The sequence below is a fragment of the Chitinolyticbacter meiyuanensis genome (genome assembly GCF_008033135.1).
Lineage (GTDB): Bacteria > Pseudomonadota > Gammaproteobacteria > Burkholderiales > Chitinibacteraceae > Chitinolyticbacter > Chitinolyticbacter meiyuanensis.
Map to the genome: position 1 here is coordinate 205,711 of NZ_CP041335.1, position 25,210 is coordinate 230,920.

Annotated in this window: 22 protein-coding genes; 12 read left to right on the forward strand and 10 right to left on the reverse strand. The window is 63.3% G+C overall.

What is annotated here, in order from left to right:
• Positions 1-18 precede the first annotated feature (18 nt).
• Positions 19-1,788: a bifunctional isocitrate dehydrogenase kinase/phosphatase gene (gene aceK / locus FLM21_RS00870; RefSeq protein ID WP_246120799.1), complete on the reverse strand. Its 1,770-nt coding sequence runs from the start codon at positions 1,786-1,788 to the stop codon at positions 19-21.
• Positions 1,789-1,972: 184 nt separating this feature from the next.
• Here aceK and FLM21_RS00875 point away from each other — a divergent pair, with 184 nt between their 5' ends.
• Positions 1,973-2,902: an MFS transporter gene (locus FLM21_RS00875; RefSeq protein WP_148713756.1), complete on the forward strand. Its 930-nt coding sequence runs from the start codon at positions 1,973-1,975 to the stop codon at positions 2,900-2,902.
• Positions 2,903-2,953: 51 nt separating this feature from the next.
• Here FLM21_RS00875 and FLM21_RS00880 read toward each other — a convergent pair whose 3' ends face one another.
• Together FLM21_RS00880 and loiP are read right to left on the reverse strand one after the other, a co-directional pair.
• The gene (locus FLM21_RS00880) at positions 2,954-3,235 is read right to left on the reverse strand and encodes a hypothetical protein (protein WP_148713757.1); all 282 of its coding nucleotides are present in this window, start codon (positions 3,233-3,235) and stop codon (positions 2,954-2,956) included.
• Between the two features lie 30 nt (positions 3,236-3,265).
• Positions 3,266-4,018, reverse strand: coding sequence for a metalloprotease LoiP (loiP, locus tag FLM21_RS00885; protein ID WP_148713758.1), 753 nt, complete (start codon positions 4,016-4,018; stop codon positions 3,266-3,268).
• A 211-nt stretch (positions 4,019-4,229) separates the two neighbouring features.
• Between loiP and FLM21_RS00890 the strand changes: the two genes are divergently transcribed.
• A complete protein-coding gene (locus FLM21_RS00890; RefSeq protein WP_148713759.1) occupies positions 4,230-4,922 on the forward strand; it encodes a phospholipase D-like domain-containing protein in 693 nt (230 codons plus the stop codon).
• A 63-nt stretch (positions 4,923-4,985) separates the two neighbouring features.
• Here the strand turns inward: FLM21_RS00890 and FLM21_RS00895 are convergent, their stop codons facing one another.
• Positions 4,986-5,201, reverse strand: a complete 216-nt coding sequence (locus FLM21_RS00895) for a hypothetical protein (protein ID WP_148713760.1) — start codon at positions 5,199-5,201, stop codon at positions 4,986-4,988.
• Between the two features lie 177 nt (positions 5,202-5,378).
• On the opposite strand from FLM21_RS00895, the gene FLM21_RS00900 reads away from it, so the two are divergent.
• From FLM21_RS00900 to FLM21_RS00925, 6 genes are all read left to right on the forward strand, one after another.
• Positions 5,379-6,212: a class I SAM-dependent methyltransferase gene (locus tag FLM21_RS00900; protein ID WP_148713761.1), complete on the forward strand. Its 834-nt coding sequence runs from the start codon at positions 5,379-5,381 to the stop codon at positions 6,210-6,212.
• A complete protein-coding gene (locus FLM21_RS00905) occupies positions 6,209-7,432 on the forward strand; it encodes a TIGR03862 family flavoprotein (RefSeq protein WP_187360032.1) in 1,224 nt (407 codons plus the stop codon). The genes FLM21_RS00900 and FLM21_RS00905 overlap by 4 nt, the downstream gene beginning before the upstream one ends.
• A 1,362-nt stretch (positions 7,433-8,794) precedes the next feature.
• Positions 8,795-11,011, forward strand: a complete 2,217-nt coding sequence (locus FLM21_RS00910; protein ID WP_281284975.1) for a DUF6531 domain-containing protein — start codon at positions 8,795-8,797, stop codon at positions 11,009-11,011.
• A gap of 286 nt (positions 11,012-11,297) precedes the next feature.
• Entirely contained in the window at positions 11,298-13,229 is a 1,932-nt protein-coding gene (locus FLM21_RS00915; RefSeq protein ID WP_281284959.1) for a DUF6531 domain-containing protein, read from the forward strand.
• An 85-nt stretch (positions 13,230-13,314) separates the two neighbouring features.
• The gene (locus FLM21_RS00920; RefSeq protein WP_187360035.1) at positions 13,315-15,588 is read left to right on the forward strand and encodes an RHS repeat-associated core domain-containing protein; all 2,274 of its coding nucleotides are present in this window, start codon (positions 13,315-13,317) and stop codon (positions 15,586-15,588) included.
• Positions 15,589-15,598: 10 nt separating this feature from the next.
• A complete protein-coding gene (locus tag FLM21_RS00925) occupies positions 15,599-15,877 on the forward strand; it encodes a DUF7716 domain-containing protein (RefSeq protein WP_148713766.1) in 279 nt (92 codons plus the stop codon).
• An 868-nt stretch (positions 15,878-16,745) separates the two neighbouring features.
• Here FLM21_RS00925 and FLM21_RS00930 read toward each other — a convergent pair.
• Both FLM21_RS00930 and FLM21_RS00935 read right to left on the reverse strand, forming a co-directional pair.
• Positions 16,746-17,162: a hypothetical protein gene (locus FLM21_RS00930; RefSeq protein WP_148713767.1), complete on the reverse strand. Its 417-nt coding sequence runs from the start codon at positions 17,160-17,162 to the stop codon at positions 16,746-16,748.
• Positions 17,163-17,541: 379 nt separating this feature from the next.
• Positions 17,542-18,300: an SDR family oxidoreductase gene (locus FLM21_RS00935; protein ID WP_148713768.1), complete on the reverse strand. Its 759-nt coding sequence runs from the start codon at positions 18,298-18,300 to the stop codon at positions 17,542-17,544.
• A gap of 307 nt (positions 18,301-18,607) precedes the next feature.
• Between FLM21_RS00935 and FLM21_RS00940 the strand changes: the two genes are divergently transcribed.
• A complete protein-coding gene (locus tag FLM21_RS00940; protein ID WP_148713769.1) occupies positions 18,608-19,864 on the forward strand; it encodes an endo alpha-1,4 polygalactosaminidase in 1,257 nt (418 codons plus the stop codon).
• Positions 19,865-19,909: 45 nt separating this feature from the next.
• Here FLM21_RS00940 and FLM21_RS00945 read toward each other — a convergent pair whose 3' ends face one another.
• Complete coding sequence (locus FLM21_RS00945) at positions 19,910-20,521, reverse strand: nitroreductase family protein (protein WP_148713770.1); 612 nt, start codon at positions 20,519-20,521, stop codon at positions 19,910-19,912.
• A 108-nt stretch (positions 20,522-20,629) separates the two neighbouring features.
• Between FLM21_RS00945 and FLM21_RS00950 the strand changes: the two genes are divergently transcribed.
• Entirely contained in the window at positions 20,630-21,511 is an 882-nt protein-coding gene (locus FLM21_RS00950; RefSeq protein ID WP_148713771.1) for a LysR family transcriptional regulator, read from the forward strand.
• Position 21,512: 1 nt separating this feature from the next.
• Here FLM21_RS00950 and blaOXA read toward each other — a convergent pair whose 3' ends face one another.
• Positions 21,513-22,292 (reverse strand): class D beta-lactamase, encoded by a 780-nt coding sequence (gene blaOXA, locus FLM21_RS00955; RefSeq protein WP_373281825.1) that lies wholly within the window; start codon positions 22,290-22,292, stop codon positions 21,513-21,515.
• Positions 22,293-22,305: 13 nt separating this feature from the next.
• Here blaOXA and FLM21_RS00960 point away from each other — a divergent pair, with 13 nt between their 5' ends.
• The gene (locus tag FLM21_RS00960) at positions 22,306-23,868 is read left to right on the forward strand and encodes a hypothetical protein (protein WP_148713772.1); all 1,563 of its coding nucleotides are present in this window, start codon (positions 22,306-22,308) and stop codon (positions 23,866-23,868) included.
• A gap of 49 nt (positions 23,869-23,917) precedes the next feature.
• A complete protein-coding gene (locus FLM21_RS00965) occupies positions 23,918-24,337 on the forward strand; it encodes a cupin domain-containing protein (protein ID WP_148713773.1) in 420 nt (139 codons plus the stop codon).
• A 44-nt stretch (positions 24,338-24,381) separates the two neighbouring features.
• Here FLM21_RS00965 and FLM21_RS00970 read toward each other — a convergent pair whose 3' ends face one another.
• Together FLM21_RS00970 and FLM21_RS00975 are read right to left on the reverse strand one after the other, a co-directional pair.
• Positions 24,382-24,741, reverse strand: a complete 360-nt coding sequence (locus FLM21_RS00970) for a hypothetical protein (protein WP_148713774.1) — start codon at positions 24,739-24,741, stop codon at positions 24,382-24,384.
• A gap of 231 nt (positions 24,742-24,972) precedes the next feature.
• The gene (locus FLM21_RS00975; protein ID WP_148713775.1) at positions 24,973-25,173 is read right to left on the reverse strand and encodes a SlyX family protein; all 201 of its coding nucleotides are present in this window, start codon (positions 25,171-25,173) and stop codon (positions 24,973-24,975) included.
• Between the last annotated feature and the right edge of the window lie 37 nt (positions 25,174-25,210).

Here is a 25,210-nt window from a genome sequence, read left to right on the forward strand (position 1 = left end):
GCGTCGGTCCCACACCGTTTAGACAGCCGGCCGCCGATAGCGCAGCTGCTGCGGGTAGGGGTGGAAGTCCTCGGCGATGCCCGCCTCGATATTGGCCTTGGCACGCTGCCAGAACTCGGGGGTGAGCAGGTCGGCATGGTGGCGCATGAAAGCCGCACGGATATCCGGTCGCGCCAGCAGGAAAGTGGCGAACTCCTCCGGATACACCTCGTTCTTGTGGCCGGTGTACCACGCCTCGCCCGACAGCTCGTATTCCGGCGCCAATGGCGGCGGAATGCGGCGGAAGCTGCAGTCAGTCATGTATTCGATCTCGTCGTAGTCGTAGAACACGACGCGGCCGGCGCGGGTGATGCCGAAGTTCTTGAACAGCATGTCGCCGGGGAAGATGTTGGCAATCGCCAGCTCGCGCAGCGCATTGCCGTAGTCGCGGATCACCGTGTCGACCACGTCGGCCGGGGCGGTATCCAGCAGCATGTTGAGCGGCAGCATGCGCCGCTCGATGTAGAGATGGCGGATCACCACGTCGTCGCCATCTTCCTCGATCATCGACGGTGCCAGCGCTTTGAGCTCGTCGAGCACCGCCGGATCGAAGCGCGCGCGTGGCAGCGCCACGTCGGAAAACTCCAGCGAATCGGCCATGCGGCCCACCCGGTCGTGGCGCTTCACCATCAGGTATTTCTGCCGCACCGTCTCGCGCGACACATCCTTGGGCGGCGGGATCACGTCCTTGATCACCTTGAACACGAAGGGATACGACGGCAGCGTGAACACGATCATCACCATGCCCTTGATGCCGGGCGCGAAGGCGAAGCGGTCGCTGGTGTGCTTCAGGTGGTGGAACAGCTCGCGGTAGAACATGGTCTTGCCCTGCTTGCCCAGCCCCAGCATGGTGTAGAGCTCGGCGCGCGACACATCCGGCAACATCTTCTGCAGGAAGCGCACATGGGCGGACGGCACTTCCATGTCCACCAGGAAATACGCGCGCGACAGCGAGAACAGATGGCGGATGTGGCGATGTTCGAACAGCGCGGCGTCGACATACAGCTCGCCACTGGCGTTGCGGTACAGCGCCAGCGCGAACGGCAGCTCCAGATCGCCATTGACCGCGCGGCCGATCAGGTAGGCGGTATTGCCGCGATAGAACGGCGTCGCCAGCACCTTGATATGCGCGTTGAATGCCAGCTTGGGCCAGTGGCCCAGATGCCGGTGCAGCGAGCGCAGCACCCGGCGCACGTCGCGCGCCTCGTCCTCGAATGGCAGGGTGAAGCCGAAATCGCGCAGCGTGCGCGAGATGGTCGCGGCCAGCCCGGCTTCGGCCGGGTAGTAGGTGCGGTAGGTGGCCGGTGCCTCGGCCTCGATGTATTCGGTGGAAACGGCCGGCCTGTAGAAGATGAAATCGTTGTGGAAATACGAGCGGTGCAGGATGCGGCAGCACACCGAGTTGAAGAAGGTCTCGGCAAGCTCCGGCTGCTTGTGGTTGATCAGCAGCTTGATGTACTCGGTCTTCACCCGCGCCCAGGTGGCATCGGTGAGGCGCTGCGCGCCGAATTCGCTGATCAGCCGCTCGGTGGCCTCGAACACGCGCGCGTCGTAGAAGGCGATGCGGTCACGCACGGCAATCCGCTGCGCCTGCGCCTGGCCGGCCTCGAAATGCGCCTGCGCCGCCTGGCTCACCGCGCGGAACAGCCGGTAGTGATGATCGAAACCATCGAGTATCGCCTGTGCCAAGGCCCGGGCCTGGCCCAGTCCGGCATCGAGCGCTTCCATCAGCGGATCTTGCTGCAGCATCGTCGTCTTCCTTCGCGCACGTTCCTTCACTGTAGCCGCGTGCGCACTGCTGCATGCAGTTGGCGAAAACCCCAGTCGGCGCGTTTCAAGCGCCGCCGCGGCTTGATCCGGATTGCGCAGCGCAACAAGCGTTACGAGAGATGCAACGAGGTTCGTCTAGATTCGGGGTTTGCCCGGAGCTGCCATGACCGAACTCGATCCGCGCCGCGAGCTGGCGCTGTTGCTGCTGCTGACCGCGGTGATGTTCATCACCATCGTCGACTTCATGGTGCTGATGCCGCTGTCGCCGTACCTGATGCTGCAGTTCCATGTCACCCCGGCACGCTTCGGCTTCCTGGTGTCGGCCTACTCGCTGGCCGCCGTCGCCGGCGTGCCGCTGGGGCTGTTCCTTGCCGAGCACCAGGGCTGGCGCGCGCCGTTCGCCGCGCTCGCCGTGCTCAGCGCACTGGTCTGGCTGGCGGTGTGGCGCCAGGTGCCGCCAGTGCGCGGCCATCTGACCCAGTCGCCGACCGGCCTGTGGCAGGGCTACCGCGAGCTGCTGGCCGTGCCCAACCACTGGTGGGCCTGCGGCGTGACCGCGCTGACCATGCTGTCCGGCTTTTCCGTGATTCCATATATCTCGCCGACCCAGGTGGCCAACGTGGGGCTGGACCCGCACTACCTCGCCTGGATCTACCTGGTCGGCGGCGGAGCCACACTGTTCACCCGCCCAGTGATCGGCCGGCTGGCGGATCGCTATCGCCAGGCGCACGTGTTCTCGGTGCTGGTGATCCTGAGCTTCATCCCCATCGTGCTGGTCACCCAGACGCTGCAGCTGTCGTTTGCCTGGCAACTGCTGTTCACCACGCTGTTCTTCATCTTCGTCAGCGGCCGCTTCATCCCCGCCTCGGCGCTCGTCACCGGTGCCACCGAGGCCCGGCTGCGTGGCCGGCTGATGGCGTTCAACTCGGCAGTGCAGAACTTCGCCTCCGGCATTGCCGCCTTCGTGGCCGGGCTGATGATGAGCCAGGGGCCGCGTGGCGAGCTGCTGGGCTTCGGTTGGGTGGGCCTGATGAGCTGCGTGTTCGGCCTGGTTGCCATCTGGGTGGCCTATCGGGTGAAGGCGGTGGCCTGAGCCAAAGCAAAACGGGAGCCAAGGCTCCCGTTTTGCTGGACCGCCGCCGCCTCAGGGCTGGCGCTTGGGCAGGCTCAAGGCATACGCCAGCAGGCCGGCGCAGGCTACGCCGCCGCTGATGGCCAGCCACCAGGTGCGGATCAGCATCGTGCCGGGCTCGGCGATCGCCTCTGGCATCGCCCAGAGCAACAGCAAACCCGCCTTTTGCGCGAGCAGCGCGAGAAAGAACGTCAGCGTGGCCAGCGTGCGGGTGCGATGCCACAGCACGCCAGCCGCCACCAGCATCAGCAAGCTGGCGATCTGCGAGAGCTGGATGGCGAATTCGAACAGCATGACGGTTCTCCCTCGATGTATGGCGACAGCTTACTTCTTCTCGGCCGCCAGGCGTTGCTCGATGTTCTTCGCGCGATCCGCGGAGGCCGGGTGCGAGCTCAGCATGCTGTGGTCGCCGCCATCGAGCTGCGCCAGCTTCTGGAAGGCGGTGACGAGGCCTTCGCGCTTGAGCTTGCGCTGGGTCAGCAGGTCGAACGAGTAGTTGTCGGCGTCGGTTTCCTGCGATTGCGAGAACTGCGCGTTGATCAGGCTTTCGGTGAACTCCCCCAGTTGTGAATCGGCCAGCGTGGCGGCGCGGGTACCGGACGAGGAGGCAGCATCACGCGCGGCGGAAACGGCATACGCGGTCTGCATTGCCTTCTTGGTGTGGCCGAGCGCCACATGGCCGATCTCGTGGCCGATCACGCCAGCGACTTCGTCGTCGGTCATCAGGTCCATCAGGCCGCTGTACACGCGCACGCAGCCATTGGCCATCGCCCAGGCGTTCACCTCGCTGGTGAGGTAGACCTTGTAGTTGATCGCCTGGCCGTTGATCTCGCTGCCGAGGCCCTTGGCGATCTTTTCCAGGCGCTTGGCGTACTTGTCCTTGGCGGGGGCGATCTTGGATTCACCATCGCTCTGGGCGCAGGCCTGGTCCGACAGGCTCTTTACATCGGCATCAGACAGCGTGGCGGCCTGCACCGCCTTGGAGCCGGCCTTGACCATGCCGCCCAGGTCGAAGGCGTGGATTTGGCTGAAGAAGAGACCGGCGAGCAGGGCCGGGATCAGGTGACGAGGGGACATGACGATACTCCGCGTGGACAAAGCGGCGGAGGATAGCAGGAAATTGTCAATTTCTGGTAAGCAATTACAACCTATCGTCTGCACTGCACCGCCGTCCGGCGAGGTGCATCGCGCCGCATGCGTCAGCTGCGCCGGCGTTCAATCCGCCGCTTGCCTGGCCACCGCCCGCGGCGTAGGTTGCATGCCAGTTTCCATTGATCCGGGCTGACCAATGCATCTCCACCCGCTGCTGCAACACTTGGACGCCAGCTTCGCCGATCAACGCCTCAGCGACGACGAACGCCGGGCGTTCGCCAGTGCGCTGCGCGATGCCGATCCGCCCGAGGAAGGGCTGCGCCAGCTGCGCAACGCCGCATTCGAGCGGATGCGCACAGCGCTCACCACGCCGGAGCAGCACGCCGCGCTGAAATGGCTGGAAGGCATCGTGCGCACGCTGGATCTGGCTCGCGCGGGCGACGCCCCGGCCGAGGTCCACGCCCATTTCAGCCCGGGCAGCGCCTGCCGCGCCGCCATCGTCCAGCGCCTGCAGCAGGCACGGCTCAGCGCCGATATCTGCGTGTTCACCATCTCGGACGACGCCATCGCCGAAGCCATCGTCACCGCGCATCGCCGGGGCGTGGCGGTACGCGTAGTCACCGATGACGACAAGGCGCTCGATGCCGGCAGCGACGTGGATTGGCTGCGCAATGCCGGGGTGCCACTGGCCTGCGATCGCAGCCCGGCCCATATGCACCACAAGTTCGCGCTGGTGGATGGCCGCTGGCTGATCAACGGCAGCTACAACTGGACGCGCTCGGCTGCCACCACCAACGAGGAAAACCTGGTGGTCTGCAACGACGTGGGGCTGGTGGCCGAGTTCCAGCGCTGCTTCGATGCGCTGTGGCAGCGCTGGTCTGGAACCTGAGTGCAGACGGCGGGCAGCAAAAAGCCGGGCATGGCCCGGCTTGGTGTTTGGCAGTGGTGCCGCTTATTCAGCGATCAGCACCAGGCTGGCCAGATCTTCATTGGTCTTCTGGCCAGTAGGCCAGCACACGCGGGCGCGATCGCCCACGATCTTCAGCACACGGCCGTCGATGCGCTCGACACCGTCAAGGCCGGCGACGCGGTTCACGCGGGCATTGATGGCGATGTTGTCACGACGACCGAATACGAAATTCACGATGGCAGCAAAGAACGAGTACATGATGTAGCTCCTGGGTTATGTAGTATTGCTACGTAATTTAATGTAGTTATGTTTCAATTTCAATAAGCATTTTCTGGTAACTTTGCAACATAACGTATCCAGGCCACGCCATCGGCATGGCTGGCGGCAAACCCGCGGCATCAGCGGGTTACAATGGCGCATCCCCAGGATCGCGCCATGACCGAGAAACACGACATCCGCCCCGGGCAGTCCATCGAGCTGCTGAAGGCACTACATATCCTCACCCGCGACGGCAAGCTCAACCAGGACAGCCGCCGCAAGCTCAAGCAGGTGTATCACCTGTTCAATTTCATCGAGCCACTGCTGGCCGAGCGCGTGGCCGACCACAGCGACATCACGCTGGTGGACCATGGCGCCGGCAAGAGCTACCTCGGCTTCATCCTCTACGACCTGTTCTTCAAGGATCGCGCGCCACAGGGCCGCATCTATGGCATCGAAACGCGCGACGAACTGGTGCAAAGCTCGATGGCGCTGGCGCAGAAGCTGGGCTTTGCCCAGGGCATGCGCTTCTACAACCTGTCGGTCGCCGATTCGATCAGCTCGGACAAGCTGCCCGCCACCGTCGACGTGGTGACCGCGCTGCACGCCTGCAACACCGCCACCGACGATGCGATCCGCTTCGCGCTGGAAAAACAGGCGCGCCATATCGTGCTGGTGCCCTGCTGCCAGGCCGAGGTGGCCAGCGTGCTGCGGCAGAACAAGCCACGCGCGCTGAAAAGCCCGCTGGCCGAGATCTGGCGCCACCCGATCCATACCCGTGAATTCGGCAGCCAGATCACCAACGTGCTGCGCTGCCTGGAGCTGGAAGCGCACGGCTACCAGGTGACGGTGACCGAGCTGGTCGGCTGGGAGCATTCGATGAAGAACGAGCTGATCCTCGCCGAATACAAGGATCTACCGCGCGCCAAGCCCGCCGCGCGGCTGGCCGAGCTGATCGATACGCTGGGGCTGGAAAGCCTCGCCGAGCGCTTCGGCGCCTGCCCGGCATGAGTACCGGCGCGCGCCACGTCGCCATCATCGGCGGCGGTCCGGCCGGGCTGATGGCCGCCGAAGTGCTGGCCGGTGCCGGCCACCGCGTGGACGTGTACGACGCCATGCCCTCGGTGGGCCGCAAGTTTCTGCTCGCCGGCGTGGGCGGCATGAACATCACCCACAGCGAGCCGCTAGAGCAACTGCTCACCCGCTACGGCAGCGCCCGCCCGCAGCTGGAAGCCATGGTCCGCGCCTTCGATGCCGACGCGCTGCGTACATGGATACATGGCCTCGGCATCGAGACCTTCGTCGGCACCTCCGGGCGGGTATTCCCGCGCGAGATGAAGGCCGCACCGCTGCTGCGCGCCTGGCTCGCCCGGCTCAAGGCAGCCGGCGTAGCCTTCCACGTGCGGCACCGCTGGCAGGGCTGGGATGATCGCGGCGCGCTGCGTCTCGCCGGCCCTGATGGCGATATCACCGTGCAAGCCAACGCCACGGTGCTGGCCCTCGGCGGCGCCAGTTGGCCCCGGTTGGGCTCGGACGGCAGCTGGGTGCCGCTGCTCGCCGCCTGCGGCGTGGCCATTGCCCCGCTGCAGCCGGCCAACTGCGGCTTCGACGTGGGCTGGAGCCCTTGGTTTGCCGACAAGCACGCTGGCCAGCCGCTGAAGGCCGTGGTGCTGCACCACGAAGATTGGCAGCGCCAGGGCGAATTCGTCGTCACCACCGGTGGCATCGAGGGCAGCCTGATCTACGCCGCCTCCGCCCGCCTGCGCGATGCCATTGCGCGCGACGGTCACGCCACTGTCACGCTCGACCTTGCACCAGGCCGCACGCTGGAGCGGCTGACTGCGGACCTCGCCGCCCCGCGTGGCGCCGATTCCATGGCCAACCATCTGCGGCGCAAGGCGCATATCGATGGCGTAAAGGCCGGGCTGTTGCGCGAGCTGCTGCCCAAGGACACCTTCACCGACACCGCCGCGCTCGCCCAGGCGATCAAGGCCCTGCCGTTACGCCTGACCGCCCCGCGCCCGATCGATGAAGCGATCAGCAGCGCCGGCGGCGTGCGCTGGGATGCCATGGACGATCAGCTGATGCTGACCGCCCTGCCCGGCGTGTTCTGCGCCGGCGAAATGCTCGACTGGGAAGCCCCGACCGGGGGCTATCTGCTGACAGGGTGTTTTGCCAGTGGCAGGCAGGCAGGGGAAGGGGTGAAGGGGTGGTTGGAGGAGCAGGGGTAAGTGGTTCGATTGCCGAGTTGTTGCTCAGCGGCGTGGTAGGCGATTAGCGCCTATGGCGCGGTGTTTTGATGCCGGTTCCGCCCGGCGGACGGGTTCATTTCTTTTGCTTCGCCAAAAGAAACGAACCAAAGAAAAGGCGACCCCGCCTTGCGGCCCTCCGGGCTGCCCTCAGTCGGTCGCGAGCCTAAGGTCTCGCTCCGCTCCTTCGGCGCTTGGCAAAGGGGAGGAAAACCACGTGCCAACATGGCTGCTAAAGCGTAAGCCTCTGAACGCTAGGCGACCTTATGCGTACTACGCGCCATGAAGTGTGGGTAAGCTGATCACTCGTGAGCACTCTTTATAAGGTGCTCGTAATCACCTCGCAGCTCGGATTTGATCAACACTTTCAGAAGCTGCTGATCGGCCAAAGCAGACGGTGGCACGTCGAGGCGCTTACGTCTGCTATGCGTCAAAAAGCGGTGGCTTGGTTTATGGCCGATAGCTTGCCGAAAGCGCATGCATACGAAACTAAGCGCTACGCGCGATGCGTCGGCGGGAACTGCTACACCCGGTGGCCGGCGAGGCCATGCGCTGGGAACGCCCAGCGCCGTTTTGAATGCACGAAGCAGGGGCCCAATCGCAGGGTTTGTGTATTGGATGTACCAGTGCTGCAGCGCCTTGGGGCTGCGCCAACCGGTCGCCAGCATGGTGTAGGCCGGGTGGCCTGGCGCCTATCCGTGTGATTGAACCTAGCGACCGCCCAACCCGTGAGCCGGGATTGAGATGGCTGGGCGGCGCCTCCAAAGAGTAAGCACTCGCTACGAACTTGCTACCGTTGGCGCAATAAAAAGCACCGTTCATCTTGCTTACGCAATGCTGAATTTTTTCTGAGGCAGAATCCCGGCGCCTTGCGAAGATGGCGCACGTACCGAGTGACTGCCCAAGCGGGTCCAAAGGGTGGCATGCGCCCCTTCGCCAAACATTTCTCCCCCGTGATATCTGCCCATGAAACGATCGATGTTTGTCCTGTTCTCGCTGCTGCTCCGACCAGCGCAGGTTGCAGTATCACACTATGACCAAGCTGAGATGCTAGCTGAGGCGCGCGCACTCGACACCTATCCGTCTCGCCTAAGGTATTGAAAAGTTGTTGAGCACATTAAAAACTATTAGCTGATAAGGTTGAAAATAGTGTTCCAACCCCCCTTGATTTTATCTGCAATCGTATTCTCGGGATCACGCAGTAATACGTTCACAATGCCTTCAGATAAAGCCCATTTTCTTATGTCAAGGTCTTTTTTTTGGGGGGCGATTTATTTTTTTCTCTTCTACTTTTTAACAAGTCCGGTTTTTGCTGAGCGCTGGGATGTAACCATGGCGAAAGCAATGCCAAATGGCGCTTGGGGGGAAGCGTCCTATATCGGTAGTGTCGAAGGCAAATATTACAATATTCCTGTGTGCGGGCTAGCCATAAAAACAATACCGTCCGACCCTGCATGGGTAGTCAAATGTAGTGGTTGGGGTGGGACTATTTCTTTTCAATCCTACACGGCCTCTGTGAATGAACGCGGATACCCTGGCAATCATGTGGCAAATTACCATATTAATGCTCGCGCTGTACCTGCTTGCGCGGCTGGAACCTTTTGGGGGGTAATCAGCCAATCATGTCAGCCGTTGTGCCCGTCTGGTGCTTATCTTGAAAGCGGTACAAACCGCTGCCGACAGATCTTTGTGGAGCCACAGTGCGCTGGCGGGCAATGCACGGAGGCCAACCCCAATCTGGGGCAGCCGAATGCCTGTGCTGGGATTCCAAGTTCTGGGAATCCAATTTCAACCAGCACGGCCAACAAGTTCCAAACCGAGCGGGATATCAGCTTGGGCATCGTGCGATTCGAGCGCTATTACAATAGCCGCACCACTGCGGACTTGGGCCTGGGGCTGGGCTGGCGGCATTCCTTCCAGGCGCGAATTATGCCTAAGACTGTCTGGGTCGCCCAGGCCGAAATTGGGACGGGGATTGCAGCTGCACCCGGTTCCATGATGGCCATGGTCGCCAGTGTGGATTCGGATTGGGCGGCCCATAAAGAAGTGCTTCGATCAGCGCAAGTGCTTGGGTCAGAACAGGTGGTTTATTACCTCGTGGAACGCCCGGATGGAAAGAGTTTTGCCGTTGCTCCGGATGGCGCCCCTTTGGATTCGACGGGCTGGCCTTATCAGCTTGAAGTGAAAAGCGATGGCTTTATCTTGAAAACCGGGCTTGGCTTCGAAAGGTATGATGCGCAAGGCCGCTTGATCGAAATCACGCAGCTCAATAATCGCTTTGAACTCAGCTATGACCAAGTGGGTCGCCTACAGCAGGTTAAGAGCCAGTTTGGCGACGTGCTGGGGTTTGCTTATAACGTCAATGATCGTTTGATCGGCCTGCAATATAAGGGGGTGGATGTTGCACGCTATGCCTACGGTACTATCGGCCGTTTGAGCAGTGTCACTTACCCCGACCAAACCACTCGGCAATATCACTATGAAGACCCCAACCCCTACCTGCTGACTGGCATCACCGACGAAGCGGGCCTGCGTTATGCCACTTGGCGTTACAACGCCAATGGCGAAGCCATCTCCTCTGAGCACGCCGGTGGGATCGACAAGGTCACGTTGGCCTTCAGCCAAAGCGGCACCACCCGGACCACCGAAGAAACCGACCCGCTCGGCTCGGTGCGCCGCTATCGCTTTACCCAAAGCGGCAAACGCTGGTTGCTGACCGGCAAGGACCAACCCGGTGGCGCTGGTTGCGATCCAGCCAGCTCGGCGCTGGGCTACGACACCAACGGCAACATCAAGACCCGCACCGACTTCAATGGCGTCACCACCAGCTACGTCTACGAGCTGAGCCGCAACCTCGAAACAAGTCGCACCGAGGCCGGCGGCACGCCGCAGGCCCGCACCATCACCACCTCCTGGCACCCCACCTTCCGCCTGCCCGCCACGATTACCGAACCGGGCCGGGTTACCGAGTTCACCTACGACCCTACCAAGGGCCTGCTCACCCAGAAGAAGGTCACCGCCGACGGCGTCAGCCGCAGCGAATCGTGGAGCTACTTCCCCAACGGCCTGCTGCAGACCGCCACCGATGCCCGCGGCAAGGTGACCCACTATACCTACGACGCCCAGGGCAACCTGGCGACGGTGACCGATCCGGTCGGTCTGGTGACTCAGTTCACCAGCTATGACCCACACGGCAATGTGCTGACCCAGATCGCCCCCAATGGCGTGACCACGACCTTCACCTACGACCTACGACAACGGCTCAAGACCCGCACCACCGGCGGTGAACTGACCCAGTTCGCCTACAAGCCGACGGGCTTGCTGGAGAAGGTGACCTTCCCCGATCAGAGTTGGCTGCAGTACCGCTATGACCCGGCCCACCGCTTGATCGGCATCGATCACAGCAATGGCAGCCGGATCGACTACACCCTGGACAACGCCGGCAATACCAAGCGCGAAGATCGCTACGACCCGGCTGGCGTGTTGGCTGCGGCGCAGCAGGCCGTTTTATCGACGCAGGAAAATCGTTCGACAGTAAAAAGCGCCTCAACCCAATATTAAGCATTAATTTATTTATATGTGATTAAGGATGTTTATGAGAAATTCGCGCCCTCTTCTCAAAAGCGGCACGCTATTGCTGGCCGCTGCCTTTTGCTCAATCGGCCAAGTGCACGCAGATGTAGAACGGGTTAATATACCCGGTGGCTACTACCATATGATTTATGTTAAAGGGCCTATCTACGGCGCCACTCCCACTGCACTGTGCTCAAAGCTTGGTGGGTATTTTTCTTGGACATACAACAACTGCTTCAAGACCTCTGACGAAAGCGGGCCATCATTTTTTAACATGAACACTATTGTTCGAAATGGCTGCCCTGTTTATTATTCAACGGCTTGGCACGATTACTATCAGTACTACGATGCCAACTTCGGCCGATGTGAAACTTGTCCTGATGGACAAGAATTTGATGTTACTACCGCAGAATGTAAGGCTCCCCTCCCTGAACAAGTCAAATCGTGCGATGCAAGTTCTGGTGGCAGTGGGGCAAACGTCTTCGCTGCTTCGGGAGCGCCTCCCGAAATCAGCGCGCAATGCGGCAACCCCATCTTCTTCAATGCCGGCCGCAAGGTGCAGCGCGAATCGGATTACAGCGCAGCGGGCAATAGCCTGCTCGATTTCAGCCGCAGCTACGACAGCCAGTCATCGTTGGTCGGCGCCAATGCCGGCGCGCTGGGCGAGCGCTGGCAGCACAATCATGACTTCCGTCTGGTTTCCGTCTCTGCGCAGAAACTCTATGTGCGCCGCCCTGGCGGGGTGCTGATCCACTTTGCACCCAAGGCGGGCAGCAGTACCGAGTGGATCGCCGATGCCGATATCCAGGACAAACTGGAAAAACTGGCCAATGGCTGGCAATACACCACTGCGAATGATGTGGTCGAGACCTACGACAATAACGGCCGCCTCATTAAGCGGACCTTCCTGGGCGGGCGGGCGCTGACCTATACCTACGACGGCAATGGTCGGTTGCAGACCGTCGCGGATGACACCAATCGCACCCTGACCTTTGCTTACAATCCGTCTGGCCAGTTAGCGACGCTGTCGCTGCCGGGTGGCGGCACCATCGGCTACGAATACAACGCCGGCGCACTGAGTGCCGTGACCTATCCGGATGCCAGCAAACGGCAGTATAGCTATGTGTCGCGCACGGTCGGCACCACCACCCTGACCACACTGTTGTCCGAGCTGGTCGACGAAGTGAATACCACGTTCGCCAAGTGGGAGTACACCACGGATGGCCTTGCGTCTTCGAGCGAGCATGCTGGCGGGCTAGATCGCTATACCGTGGCCTATACCCGCGATGCGGCCACACAGCGACTGACTACTGCCGTGGTGACCAACCCCTTGGGCGCCGTATCGAGCTATACGCTGAGCAGCGTGCTCGGCGTCAATCGCCCCACGGTGGTGAACCGGCAGTTCGACAGCAAGAGCCGCAGCCAGAACTTCGATGCCAACGGCAATCTGGTCGACGTCAAGGATTGGGACGGTATTGCCTCGCAGTACAGCTACGACCTGACCCGCAATCTGCCAACTGGCGTCACAGTCGCATTGGGCACGCCGCAAGTCCGCACCGTCACCACCACTTGGCACCCCACCTTCCGCCTGCCCGCCACCATCACCGAACCGGGCCGGGTCACCACCTTCACCTACGACAACACCAAGGGCCTGCTCACCCAGAAGCAGGTCACCGCCGACGGCGTCAGCCGGATCGAAGCGTGGAGCTACTTCCCCAACGGCCTGGTGCAGACCGCCACCGATGCCCGCGGCAAGGTGACCAGCTACACCTATGACGCCCAGGGCAATCTGGCGACGGTGACCGATCCGGTCGGCCTGGTGACCCGCTTCACCAGCTACGACCCGCACGGCAATGTGCTGACGCAGATCGCGCCCAATGGCGTGACCACTACCTTCACCTACGACCTGCGGCAACGGCTCAAGACCCGTACCACCGGCGGTGAACTGACTCAGTTCGCCTACAAGCCGACGGGCTTGCTGGAGAAGGTGACCTTCCCGGATCAGAGCTGGCTGCAGTACCGCTACGACCCGGCCCATCGCTTGATCGGCATCGATCACAGCAATGGCAGCCGGATCGACTACACCCTGGATAACGCCGGCAATACCAAGCGCGAAGACCGCTATGACCCGGCCGGCGTGTTGGCCGCGGCGCAGCAGGCGGCGACCCAGGCGCAGAGCCTCACCACCGCGCCGAAGGCGCAGTGAGGGCTTTATGCAACTGTCGACTCACGCTACCCCCATGCCTGTTCAAGCACCCCATTCATCACACGCCTCTTCATCAGGATTCCCGATGACGCTTTCCACCTTCCGCCGCCTGTTGCTGGCCGGCCTGGCCCTGGGCAGCAGCGCGGTCTACGCCGCCCTGCCGGCCCACCAGTCCACCGTCAGCACCTACTACGACTACGACGCCCTCGGCCGTCTGGAACGGGTGTATGACGCCAAGGGCTACCAGACCACCTTCACCTACGACGCCAACGGCAACCGCAAGACCCGCAAGGATGCGCTGGGCCGCATCACCAGCTACAGCTACGACGCGCTCAACCGGCTCAAGACCATCACCAACCCGGATACCGGGGTGATCACCTTCAGCTATGACGGCCGCGACAACCTGGTCTCGGTCCAGGATGCCGAAGGCTTCACCACCAGCTACACCTACAACGGCTTCGACGACCTGATCCGCCAGGTCAGCCCGGATAGCGGTACCACGACGTATGTTCACGAAGCCGATGGTCATCTCAAGAGCAAGACCGACGCCCGCAACAAGACCGCCACCTACACCCGGGATGACCTGGGGCGGGTGAAGCAGATCGCCTTCGTCGACGAAACCCACAGCTTCACCTACGACACCGCCGCCAATGGCAACGGCTTGCTCGCCAGCTTCAGCGATGCCAGCGGCAGCACCAGCTACGGCTACAACGCCCAAGGCCGGCTGGCACTGGTCAACCGCAGCATCGGCGGCATCGCCCTCAACAGCCAGCTCGGCTACAACAGTGCTGGCCAGCTGAGCCAGATCACCTATCCCTCCGGCACCCTCGTCAACTACAGCTGGAGCAATGGCCGGATCAGCGAGGTCAAGGTCAACGGCCAGGTGCTGCTGAACAACGCGCAATACGGCGCCAATGGCCGCCTGCTGGGCTGGACCTGGGCCAATGGCAAACAGCGGAAACACCCCGGTGACAACCAGGGTCAGATTGCCGGCATCACCACCGCCACCCAGACCTACACCTACAGCTATGACGCCGTTGGCAATCTGACCAAGCAAGACCCCGGCACGACCCCGGCCGGCGTACGCGAGTATGGCTACGACAGCATGGACCGGCTGACGCTGAACAACATCGGCACCAGCACCAGCTATGGCTACCAGTACGACCTGAACGGCAATCGCACCGAACGCCGGCTGGGCACCGCCGTCACCCAGCTCAACCACGACCCCAACAGCAACCGGGTGCTGTCGCAGAGTGGCGCCACCACCGCCAACTACAGCTACGATGCCGCCGGCAACATGGTGAACAGCGGGGCCAACGTCTACAACAACGCCGGCCGCCTCACCAAGACCAAGGTCGGCACCATCTGGTGGCAATACAGCTACAACGCCCTCGGCCAGCGGGTGAAGAAGAGCGATGGGGTCAACGACACCACGCTGTTCACCTATGACGAAGCCGGCCAGACCGTCGGTGAATACGACGCCACCGGCCAACGCCGTACCGAAACTGTGTGGCTGGACAACATCCCGGTCGCCGTTATCCAGGGCGCCGGCGCCAGCCCCAAGCTGTACTACGTGTGGGCGGATCACCTGAACACCCCGCGCCAGCTGACTGACCCGAGTGCCAACAACAAGCTGGTGTGGGAATGGACTTTCGGTGAAGCGTTCGGCAACTGGAACGTGAACGAAGACCCGGATGCCGACACCATCAAGGTGACGTACAACCTGCGCTTCCCGGGGCAGTACTTCGACAAGGAGATCGGCCGGCACTACAACTACTTCCGGGACTATGATCCGCGGATTGGGCGGTATATCCAGAGTGACCCGATTGGGTTGGAAGGTGGGATTAATACGTATGGGTATGTAGAAGGGAGTCCGCTCGCTTTGATTGACCCGCTGGGCTTGATGTCATGTGGCGAGTGGGCTGAGTACATTTGGGAGGATGGAGTTTTAAAGGCACTCGAAGGATGGCCTGTTGGTGGGGCTGCAGTTGCCATGTCGTTGCGGAGGGGCGGGAGCCTGCTTGCAAAGGGAGCATCTGGTTATTCTGTTGCTTTCGAAACTACAATTCCTAAACTTGGGCTAGGAACGAGGCCAGAACATAATAAAGCTGCCAATGCCGCTTTAGATCAACTCATTAAAAGTGATGCAGGATTTGCTAAAATAGCGAATGAGCTCGGCATAACGGTCCCTGCGAACCGGGGTACAAGCCCTGCCAACTGGACTTGGCACCATGTGGCAGACCAACCAGGGGTTCTGCAGTTGGTGCCAAAAAGTCAGCACCAATGGGGCAGCCTCCAACAACAGTTACTGCACCCGGGTGGTAAGGGTGGATTTTCACAATGGGGTGCAGCTTATTAAGGAAAGAGCAATGACATTAAGGGAAATATTATTTACTGCAGAAGGCCTCGGTGAATATGACGTTGTATATGCGCAAAGACCGTGGTCTTTGGATTCACCGGCGCGCGTTGTTCAATATCAGCCGGATGAAACGGTGCTTCGTCAATCAGAGGATGGCTCTCTTGAATATTTTCTCGAGGCCACACTGATAAAGGACATTCGAGAGCAAGTTCAAGAGGGCGGTGGAGTACCCTCAGAAGCATTTAGGGTAATAATGTACTACGCAGAAAACGACGCGTTTCCCGAATAGAATTTTGCCTTCATACGGCTCAACAGCCTAAGCTACGAAGCTGTATGAAGTCCTATTTCTTTGGGCGAAAAATTCGCATATGCGCGACTGGCACCGGAAGCCAATTATTAAAATAGGACTGGCAGGAAATGCAGAACAGCGGGGTTAGGTCTTGCCTTATGCCCATCACAAACCTCGGCGTTCTGGTCAGGCAACCAGAGGTGGGCCATGTCAACAGGGAAAGGGGGCAGATTTATTTTCTAGTCTGCCCCAATGCCGTCCTAAAACCATTTGGCTCGACAACATCCCCGCCGCCGTAGTGCAAGGTGCCGGTGCCAGCCCCAAGCTGGACTACGTCTACGCCGACCGCCTGAACACCCCGCGCCAGCTGACCGACGCCGCCAACAACAAGCTGGTGTGGGAATAGACCTTTGGCGAGCCGTTCGGCAACTGGAACATGAACGAAGACCGGGATAACGATGGCGTCAAGGTGCCGCACTGAGCAACGTCCGCATTGGGATAGATAGCGCTCATGAGTGGTTCTGCGTGCCATAGTCCGCTTTGGCCGAAAAGCTGACAAATTAACTTCTGATCGAATGGCCAGCGGGCGCACATGATTAACAGCGGGATGATCACGAGTCGCCAGATTCAAAGGCGTTTCATCAGGGCACAAGCGTTGGCATATGGTTTCCTCCCCTTTGCCAAGCGCCGAAGGAGTGGAGCGAGACCTAGGCTCGCGACCGACTGAGGGTAGCCCGGAGGGCCGTAAGGCAGGGGTCGCCTTCTTTTGGCTACTTTTCTTGGCGACGCAAGAAAAGCAGCCCGTCCGCCGGGCGGAACCGGCATCAAAACACCGCGCCGCAGGCGCTAACCGCGCAGTGAAACCAGCCTAGCGGCCGAGCGATTCGCAATCCAGATGCCAATGACTGGCACGCTCTGGCAAGCCACGCTGGCTACAGCGCCACAACATTCCCGATTCGCTGCCCGATACCGCCCGGTAGTACACCGCAGCGCCTTTGATGTCATCGAACTGGGCAGACAATTCGGCACGACTGGCGTGCCATTGCAGCACGCCGCTCTGCCCATGCTCGGCATCGTAAAACCCGCCTTCCAGCCCAGCCTCTGTCAAGGTGGCCGGCCAGCGCTGGTGTATTTCCCGGTAGGCGGCAAGCTGCGGCGCCAGCCGCTTCGCCGCCGCAAGCGCCGCTTGCACCTGCTTGCGCTGCATATCCTCCTGAACTGCCGGTAGCATCACGGCAACAACAAGTCCGGCGATCAACGCCAGCACCAGCAATAGCCATTTCATCGCGCACGATCTTCGCGTTGTGGGGGGCGTTGATTCTGCACCAAGCAGCACCCTTCACCTATCACCGCTGCGCTTTACGGAGTGATATGGGGCACTCAACGCTCGCCCACCTTGCCGCACATCCCAGTGCATGGTTTTCCTCCCCTTTGCCAAGCGCCGAAGGAGTGGAGCGAGACCTAGGCTCGCGACCGACTGAGGGTAACCCGGAGGGTCGTCAGGCAGGGTCACGCCAAAGCTTGGCGGCTTTGCCGCCTAGCGACGCGCGATGCAGAGCACGCATTTTCTTTGGTTCGTTTCTTTTGGCGAAGCAAAAGAAATGAACCCGTCCGCCGGGCGGAACCGGCATCCAAACACCGCGCCGCAAGGCGCTACCCCTCCCCTATCGCTTCACCGACACCCCTCCATCCACCATCAACGCCGCACCGGTGGTGAACGATCCCAAATCGGATGCCAGATACAACACCGATTTGGCGATCTCCTCCGGCGTGGCGATCCGCCCCAGCGCATGCAGGCTGCGGATATGGGCGATGGCCTCCGGGCTGTTCGCCACCTCGCGGCCCATGGGGGTGTCGGTGCCGCCGGGCAGGATGGCGTTCACCCGCACGCCGTGCTCGCCGTATTCGGCCGCCAGCGCCTTGGTGAGGCCAATCACGCCGGCCTTGCTCGCCGCATACGCCGCCATGCCGGGAAAGCCCACCGTGTGGCCGACAAAGGTGCTGGTGAAGATCAGCGCGCCGCCGCCGCGCGCCACCAGCGCCGGCAGCTGGTGCTTGGCGCCGAGGAAGGCGGCGGTGAGGTTCACATCCAGCGTCTGCTGCCAATCCGCCAGCGTGATCTGGGGTGCCGGCAGCATCGGGCCGAGGTGGCCGGCGTTGTTGAAGGCGATGTCCAGCCCGCCGAATTCGCCAACAGCCGCTGCAACCAGCGCCTTGGCATGCGCCTCGTCGCGCACATCACCGGGCAGTGCCAGCGCCTGGCCACCCTCGCGTTCGATCAATGTTTTCAACGTGGCCAGCCGTGCCGCGTCGCGCCCGGCCAGCACCAGCCGTGCACCCTGCTGGGCAAACAGGCGTGCGGTGGCATGGCCGATGCCGGAGCTGGCACCGGTGATCAGCGCAACCTTGTTCGTGAGGATCATTGCGGTACTCCTAGTGACATGGAGTGCCCATCTTGGCCATGGCCGCGCGGCGCGGCTCCCCGTTTCTTGCCACGACATTGTTCGCGGCTGCGCGAATGAACTGAGCCTGATCAGCCCATGACATGGCCGGGGAAACGACCGCTCATGCGGCAAATCCGGTGAGCCATCCTGCCCCGCTTGCGCGGCGTGCCGGTGGCCGGCAGGCTGCCGCGCCAGAGGCCCGTTCAGGGCCCGGCTCGCGCAGGGCGCGGGATGAGTCGGAGTCGGCAAGCAGTGTGTTCATCCATCAGTCTTGAGGAGAACACCCATGAATCATTCCCCGTCACGCCGCGCGTGTGGCCAGGCGCTGCTGGCGCTGGCCGTCGCCGCGATCGGCCTGCCCGGCATCGCCAGCGCTGCGCCGGCCTGCTTCTTCGCCCACGTGAACTACGCCGGAGCCAGCTTCTGCGCCGGTGAGGGCACGGCCAACGTGGACCTGCGCCGCTGGAACGACCGGATTTCCTCGGTGAAGCTGGAGCCTGGCTACCAGCTGCAGCTGTTCGAGCACATCAACCAGGGCGGCCGCAGCCTGACGCTGACCGGCAACGTGCTCAATCTCGTCAACGTGGGCTTCAACGACGTGGCGTCGTCCTATCGCATCAGCCGCATCGCCACCCCGACTCCCCGGCCGACGGCAACGCCGACCCCGCGACCCACACCGCAACCGACGCCCCGGCCCACTGCCACCCCAACGCCACGCCCGACCGCAGTGCCCACCCCCATCATCACGACCGTGCCCACCCCACGACCCACGCCGCGGCCAACCCCGGTCGCCACGCCGGTACCCAGCCCGACGCCGACCCCGGTGGCTGACCGCTGGCTGCCCAAGCCCGGCACCACCTGGCAGTGGCAGCTGCAGGGCAATTTCGATGTCACGCAGCAAGCAGCTGTCTACGATCTGGACCTGTTCGAGACCTCGGCGCAGCAAGTGGCGCAGCTCAAGGCACAGGGCAAGCGGGTGATCTGCTACCTGAACGCCGGCGCCTGGGAGGAATACCGCGAGGATAAGGATGCCTTCCCCGCCTCGGTGCTGGGCAAGGAATACGAGGGCTGGGAAGGCGAGCGCTGGCTGGATATCCGCCAGATCGCGCTGCTCGCCCCAATCATGCGGGCGCGGCTGGACCTGTGCCGTGACAAGGGCTTCGATGGCGTGGAGCCGGACAATATCGAGGGCTACACCAACAACACCGGCTATCCGCTGACCCGCGCCGACCAGATCGCGTACAACCGCTGGCTGGCCGCCGAGGCGCATGCGCGCGGGCTGTCCATCGGCCAGAAGAACGCGCCGGAGCTGACCGCGGCGCTGATCGACGTCTACGACTGGGCAATGACCGAAGACTGCGCGTACTACAACTGGTGCGCCGATCTGAAGCCCTACGTGACCGCGGGCAAGGCGGTGTTCATGGCCGAGTACACCGATCTGACCGGCACGACCGCCAAGTTCTGCCCGCAGGCCACGCAGCTGGGCTTCTCCGGCATCCTCAAGCGGCGCGAGCTGAGTGCCTGGCGCCAAGTCTGCCCGTAAGGCGCGAAGGTGGCAGCGGGCCAGCGCCCGCTCCACCCGACCCGGCTATTGCCAGGCAAGCACTTCGGTAAGCGGCAGCCGCGGTTTCTGTGGCCAGTTGCCGGCGGCGGCGTGGCCGATGGCAACCAGCATCACCGGGATCTCGTCGTCCCCCAGGCCGAACTCGCGGTGCACGCCAGCGGCATCGAAGCCGATCATCGGGCAGGAGGCCAGCCCGGCATCCTCGGCCGCCAGCATCAGCGTCATCGCCGACAGCGAAGCGGAGCGGATCGCTTCGTCGCGCTGGATCTGCGGCTGATCGTCATACATTTCGGTGGCGTAGTGCACGAAGGTGGCTTGCAGGTCGGTGCTGACGAGGCCCGCATCCACGCTGGGCTGCAGCGCGGCCGCCAGCGTGGCGTGCGGCGCCAGCCGGCCGACAACGATCACCGTGGCCGCGGCATGCACCACCTTGTCCTGACCATTGGCATGGCGCAGCAGCCGTTGTTTGGCCTCCTGGCTGCGCGCCACCACGAAGCGACGGTTCTGCGCATTGAAGGCGCTCGGCGCCAGCGTGGCCAGCCGCAGCAGCTCGGTCAGCGTGGCATCGGCCACCTCACGTGCGGCATCAAACTGGTTGGCGGAAGCGCGTTGTTCGATCAGCGTGGCGAAATCCATGGTCGTTCCCAAATGAAGCGGCCAGGCCGCGATGCACGCAGTCTCTGCCAAACCATCCATGTCGATAAATGGCGCTAGAATTTGTTCATTCCGAACCAAAGGTTAGTGATGGATAGACTGCGCAGCATGGAGGTGTTCGTGGCGGTGATCGAGCGTGGCGGCTTTGCGCCGGCGGCGTGCGTGCTCGGCATCTCGGCGGTGATGGTAGGCAAGCATGTACGCCAGCTGGAGGAGCGCCTCGGCACGCGGCTGCTGGAGCGCACCACCCGCAAGCAGCGGCCCACCCCGGCCGGCGCAGGCTTCTACGACGATTGCCGCAAGGTGCTGGAGCAGGTGCGCGTGGCCGAGGCCGGCGTGGAAAGCCTGCAAAGCGCGCCACGCGGCCTGTTGCGGGTCAGCGCGCCGGTCACGCTGGGGCAAACGGTGATCGCGCCGCTGCTGGCCGGTTACCTCGTGGCCTATCCGCAGGTGCAGGTGGAGCTGATGCTCAGCAATCGCCGGGTCGACCTGATCGAGGATGGCTTCGATCTGGCGATCCGCATCGGCCCGCTGGGCGAAGCCAACCTGGTGGCGCGGCCGCTGCGGCAATACTGCTTCGCCCTCTGCGCCGCCCCTGAATACCTGGCGCGCCACGGCACGCCACAGCACCCGTCCGAGCTGATGCAGCACCACTGGCTGACGCACTTTCTGCAGGGCGAGCGCAACGAGCGCACCGGCTTTATCGATGGCCACGGCCGCAATTGGCCAGTGCAAAGCCGCTACGCCAGCAACGATAGCCACGCGCTGCGCCAGGCCGCGCTGGCCGGCCACGGCATCCTGCGCCAGCCACAGGTACTGCTGGAAGACGACCTGGCCGCCGGCCGGCTGCAGGCCATCCTCGCCGATTACGTGCCCGCCCCGCTGCCGGTACACCTCGTCTACCTGCCCGACCCTCGCCCCCGGCCCAAGCTGCACAGCCTGGTCGATTTCCTGCAGCAGGCGCTGGGTTGAATCAGATCACGCCCGCCTCGCGCAGCAGTGCCTTGCCCAGCGGCATGCGCTGCGCGCCATCGGTATCGCGGACCATGTCGATATTCAGCGCAAAGCTGTAGACCTTGCCGCCGCGCTCCACCCAGCCCACCCACCAGCCGATGTTGGGCTGCTGCGCGGCTGCCCAGCCGGTCTTGCCGTGCAAGGTGTAATCCGCAGTGTCTTCCTGCACCGTGATCTGCCGCACCAGCCGCTGGCTGCGCTCGGATGCGGGCAGCTTGCCCTGCGCCAGCCGCGCGAGGAAGCGCGTCTGCTCCAGCGCCGAGATCGCCAGCGGGCCGCGCAGCCAGAACTGGTCGACCACATGGCCGATGCGCTGGTTGCCGTAGCCCAGGCGCTGTACCCAGAAATTCATCCGCGCATGGCCGATGCGGCGCGCCACCTGCTGGTAGACCGGCACGTTGGAGACGCGGATCGCCTCTGGCAGCGCCATGTCGTGAGCCCACTGCGGCAGATAGGTGGGGCCGCCACCGTAGGGGATGACCTCGTCCAGATCCTTCACAGTACCGGTTTCCAGCGCGATCAGGCTGTTGGGGATCTTGTAGGTGGAGGCTGGGGTGTAGCGGGTGGCGGCGCGCTGCGCATCCCAGACGGTGGTGCGATCGGCAGCGACGTCATACAACACGAAAGTGCCACGCACGCCGTACTGTGCGAAGACCTTGCCCCAGTCCGGGCGTTCGACCGGCTCGGTCGCGCGTGACAGCGGTGACAGCAACAGCGCGGCAGCGGCGACCGCGAACAGACACAATGAGCGGATGGACAAGCGCACGACGAATCTCCCTGGTGGCGTGCCGGCGGCACGTGATGACGACCATGCTAGGCGGGCCGGGCCTGTAGCGGCAGCATCTCCACCGTCCCCACTGTCACATGGGCCGCTGATCGAGCTGACGCAGCCGCAGACGGTGGACGGCCGGCGCGCGTCGTACCAGTCGCTCTGGCTGCTGGTGCGCTTGATCCAGGCGACGCACACGGGTGACCCGCGCGTGGCGGTGGCCGAGCTCGCCGGCGTGGTCAGCCAGGCCAAGTCGCTGCGCATGGTGGTAAGCCGCGCGTTCCGCGATTTCGCCAGTTGGGGCGTAACCGTCGGCTGGGGCGACGACGTCGCACGCGATCCGCGCTTTCTCAACGTGGAGCGCCGCAGCCAGGGCCCGTTCTGGCTGGCGCCGGGCGCGCTGCCACGCCTGCAGGTGGCGGGGCAGCCAGCCGTGGCCGCCGAGATCGCCGCCTTCCTTGGCCAACCCGCGCCCGAATCCATGACCACCGCCCTACCGGACCGGACCAAGCTGCCGTTCTGGCAACAGATGGCCAGCGCACAGCTCGCGCTGCGCCGCGGTGCGCTGGTGTCGGCCACCGGCGGCGACAGTGCGCTGGCCGCCTTGCACGCGGCAGTCCAGCACGCGCATACGCCGGAACTCGAAGCGCAACGGCTGCTGACCGAGGCCTGGGTGTGGCGCCGGCTCGGCGACAGTCGCCAGGCACTGGCTTGCGTGCGCCGGCTGCAACGGCTGCGGCAACGCAGCGGCCTGGTGGCGGCCGCGGAACCCGCAGCGATGCAGCAACTGCTGCTGGCCTGGTGCGCCTACGACCGGCGCGAACTCGATGCCGCGCGCAATCTGCTGGTCGCCATGCAGGCCAGTCACGCCGTTCTGCTGGTACACCATCCGCAGATCGGCTTCGAGTGGCACAACCTCTATGCGCTGGCGCTGCGCTCCAGCGCACTGACCGACCCCGACGATACCGGGGCCGTTGCGATGGCCGAAGCCGCGCTCGGCCATTTCGGCACGGCGCTGGCACTTGCCCAGGCGCAAGGCCAGCTCGAATCGGCGCAGCAGGCTGCCGCCAATCACGGCATGGCGCTGTGGCTGTTCCACACTGCCCGGCTGCGCCCGCTGCCGGATGCCGCGGAGCAGGCAGTGCAATGGATCGCCTACAGCGAGTGGCTGTGCCAGCAGGCCGGCAATCATCAACCCTCGGTGTGGAACGCGCTGTTCCTGATGCGCATCGCCCGTGGCGCGGCCGAAGTCTGTGCGCCAGCTGCAATGCTGGCCTGGGCTGGCCCCTATACCGAGGCCCTGGCGCAGTTCGACCAGCCCGGAGGCTGGTTCGCCGTTGCCGAGGGGTTGCTCTACCAGCATGACAGCGGCCAGCGCCGCTATCCGGCCACCCAGCTCTGCGGCCTGTTGCTGGAAGCGCTATGGCACGGTCGCCAGCATCCTGGCGCCGGGGCGTGGCGCGATCGGCTGCTGGCACTGCTGCCCGAGCTTTCCGCAGCCGATCGCGGTTACTACCGCGCCGCCCTGGCCGAGATGACCGCCTGATGGCATGGCAAGCGGCTATGCTTTCGGCATCGAAAACCGGAATCCAACCATGCGCCTGATCCCCGCCGCACTCCTGCTGCTTGCCCTCGCCGCCCCCGCCCATGCGCTCGACAACCTCGCCAGCGTGAAGGCCACGCCGCTGTTGAAGACCACCACCAGCTGGAACGGCGCACCACTCAGCTACCCGGCAGGGACTGCCGAGATCAGCGGCCTGATGATCGAGATCCCCATTGGCGGTGAAACGGGCTGGCACAGCCACCCGGTGCCGTCGTTCGGCTACGTGCTCGAAGGTGAGCTGGAAGTGTCGCTGCAGAACGGTAGGAAGAACCGGATCAAGGCCGGCGAAGCGCTGGCCGAGGTGGTCGACACGCTGCATAACGGCCGCAACGTGGGCGCGGGGCCGGTGAGGCTGGTGGTGTTCTACGCCGGCGCCAAGGGCGCGCCACTGACGGAGAAGCCCGCTCAGTAATGCCGCGGGGTCTCCTGCTGTGCCGCGGCGCGCGCGCTGGCGCCTCAGGGCTGCGCGTCGATATCGGCCAGCGATTCCGCACCCTTGGCGGTGACTGCGTGGCTACCGTCGTCGCGCGCTTCGATATGACCCTTGCGCAGCAGGAAGGCCAGCACGCGCGGCTGGATAGCCGCATCCGGCTTGCGCAGCAGCAGCCGGATCGCATCGATGCAGCTTTTCAGGAACAGCGCATCGCGGCCCTTGTCGGTCAACTCTGGAATGCCGTTGCGGCCATAGGCAACGAACTTCAGCCCGGTGAGCTGCTTGATATGCCGGAATACGCGCGGGCTGAGCCGGCGGCTTTTCAAGCCACGGCCGATTTCGGCCAGCGCTTCGAGGGCATCGATGGACAGTGTTTCTGTCATGGTAAAGAGCCGTACAGTTGACCGGCCACCCAACGCGGCCGAGGAGCGCGATGGTAAGCGAGCCCTGCCCTGCGCGCCACGACACCGGGCCAACGGCGGGTGGTGAAGTGGCTGAGCAGTGGGGGCGATAGAGCGGCGCTCGGCTTATTCCTCTTGGCGCAAAGGGGGAACGCCGTTGCAACGCCGACAACACTCTGCATACCAACGGGAGTAGTTCCCCGCCATGCGCGCTCAATAATGCGGTGGAATTTCCTGCTGCGGCGCGCCGCGCGGGCCGAACTCCAGCGTCTGCAGCTGCCGGTAGAGTTCACGCAGCTGCTCCTGCTGCGCGTCGAGCTGCATTTGCTGCTGGGTGACGATCTTGTTCAGGGTGTCGAGTAGGTCTTCCTGGAAGGCGAGCTTGATCTCGAGTTCGGTGACGCGGTCTTCCATTGATCCAGCCTCCAAGCGCAAAGCGCGAGCATACCGG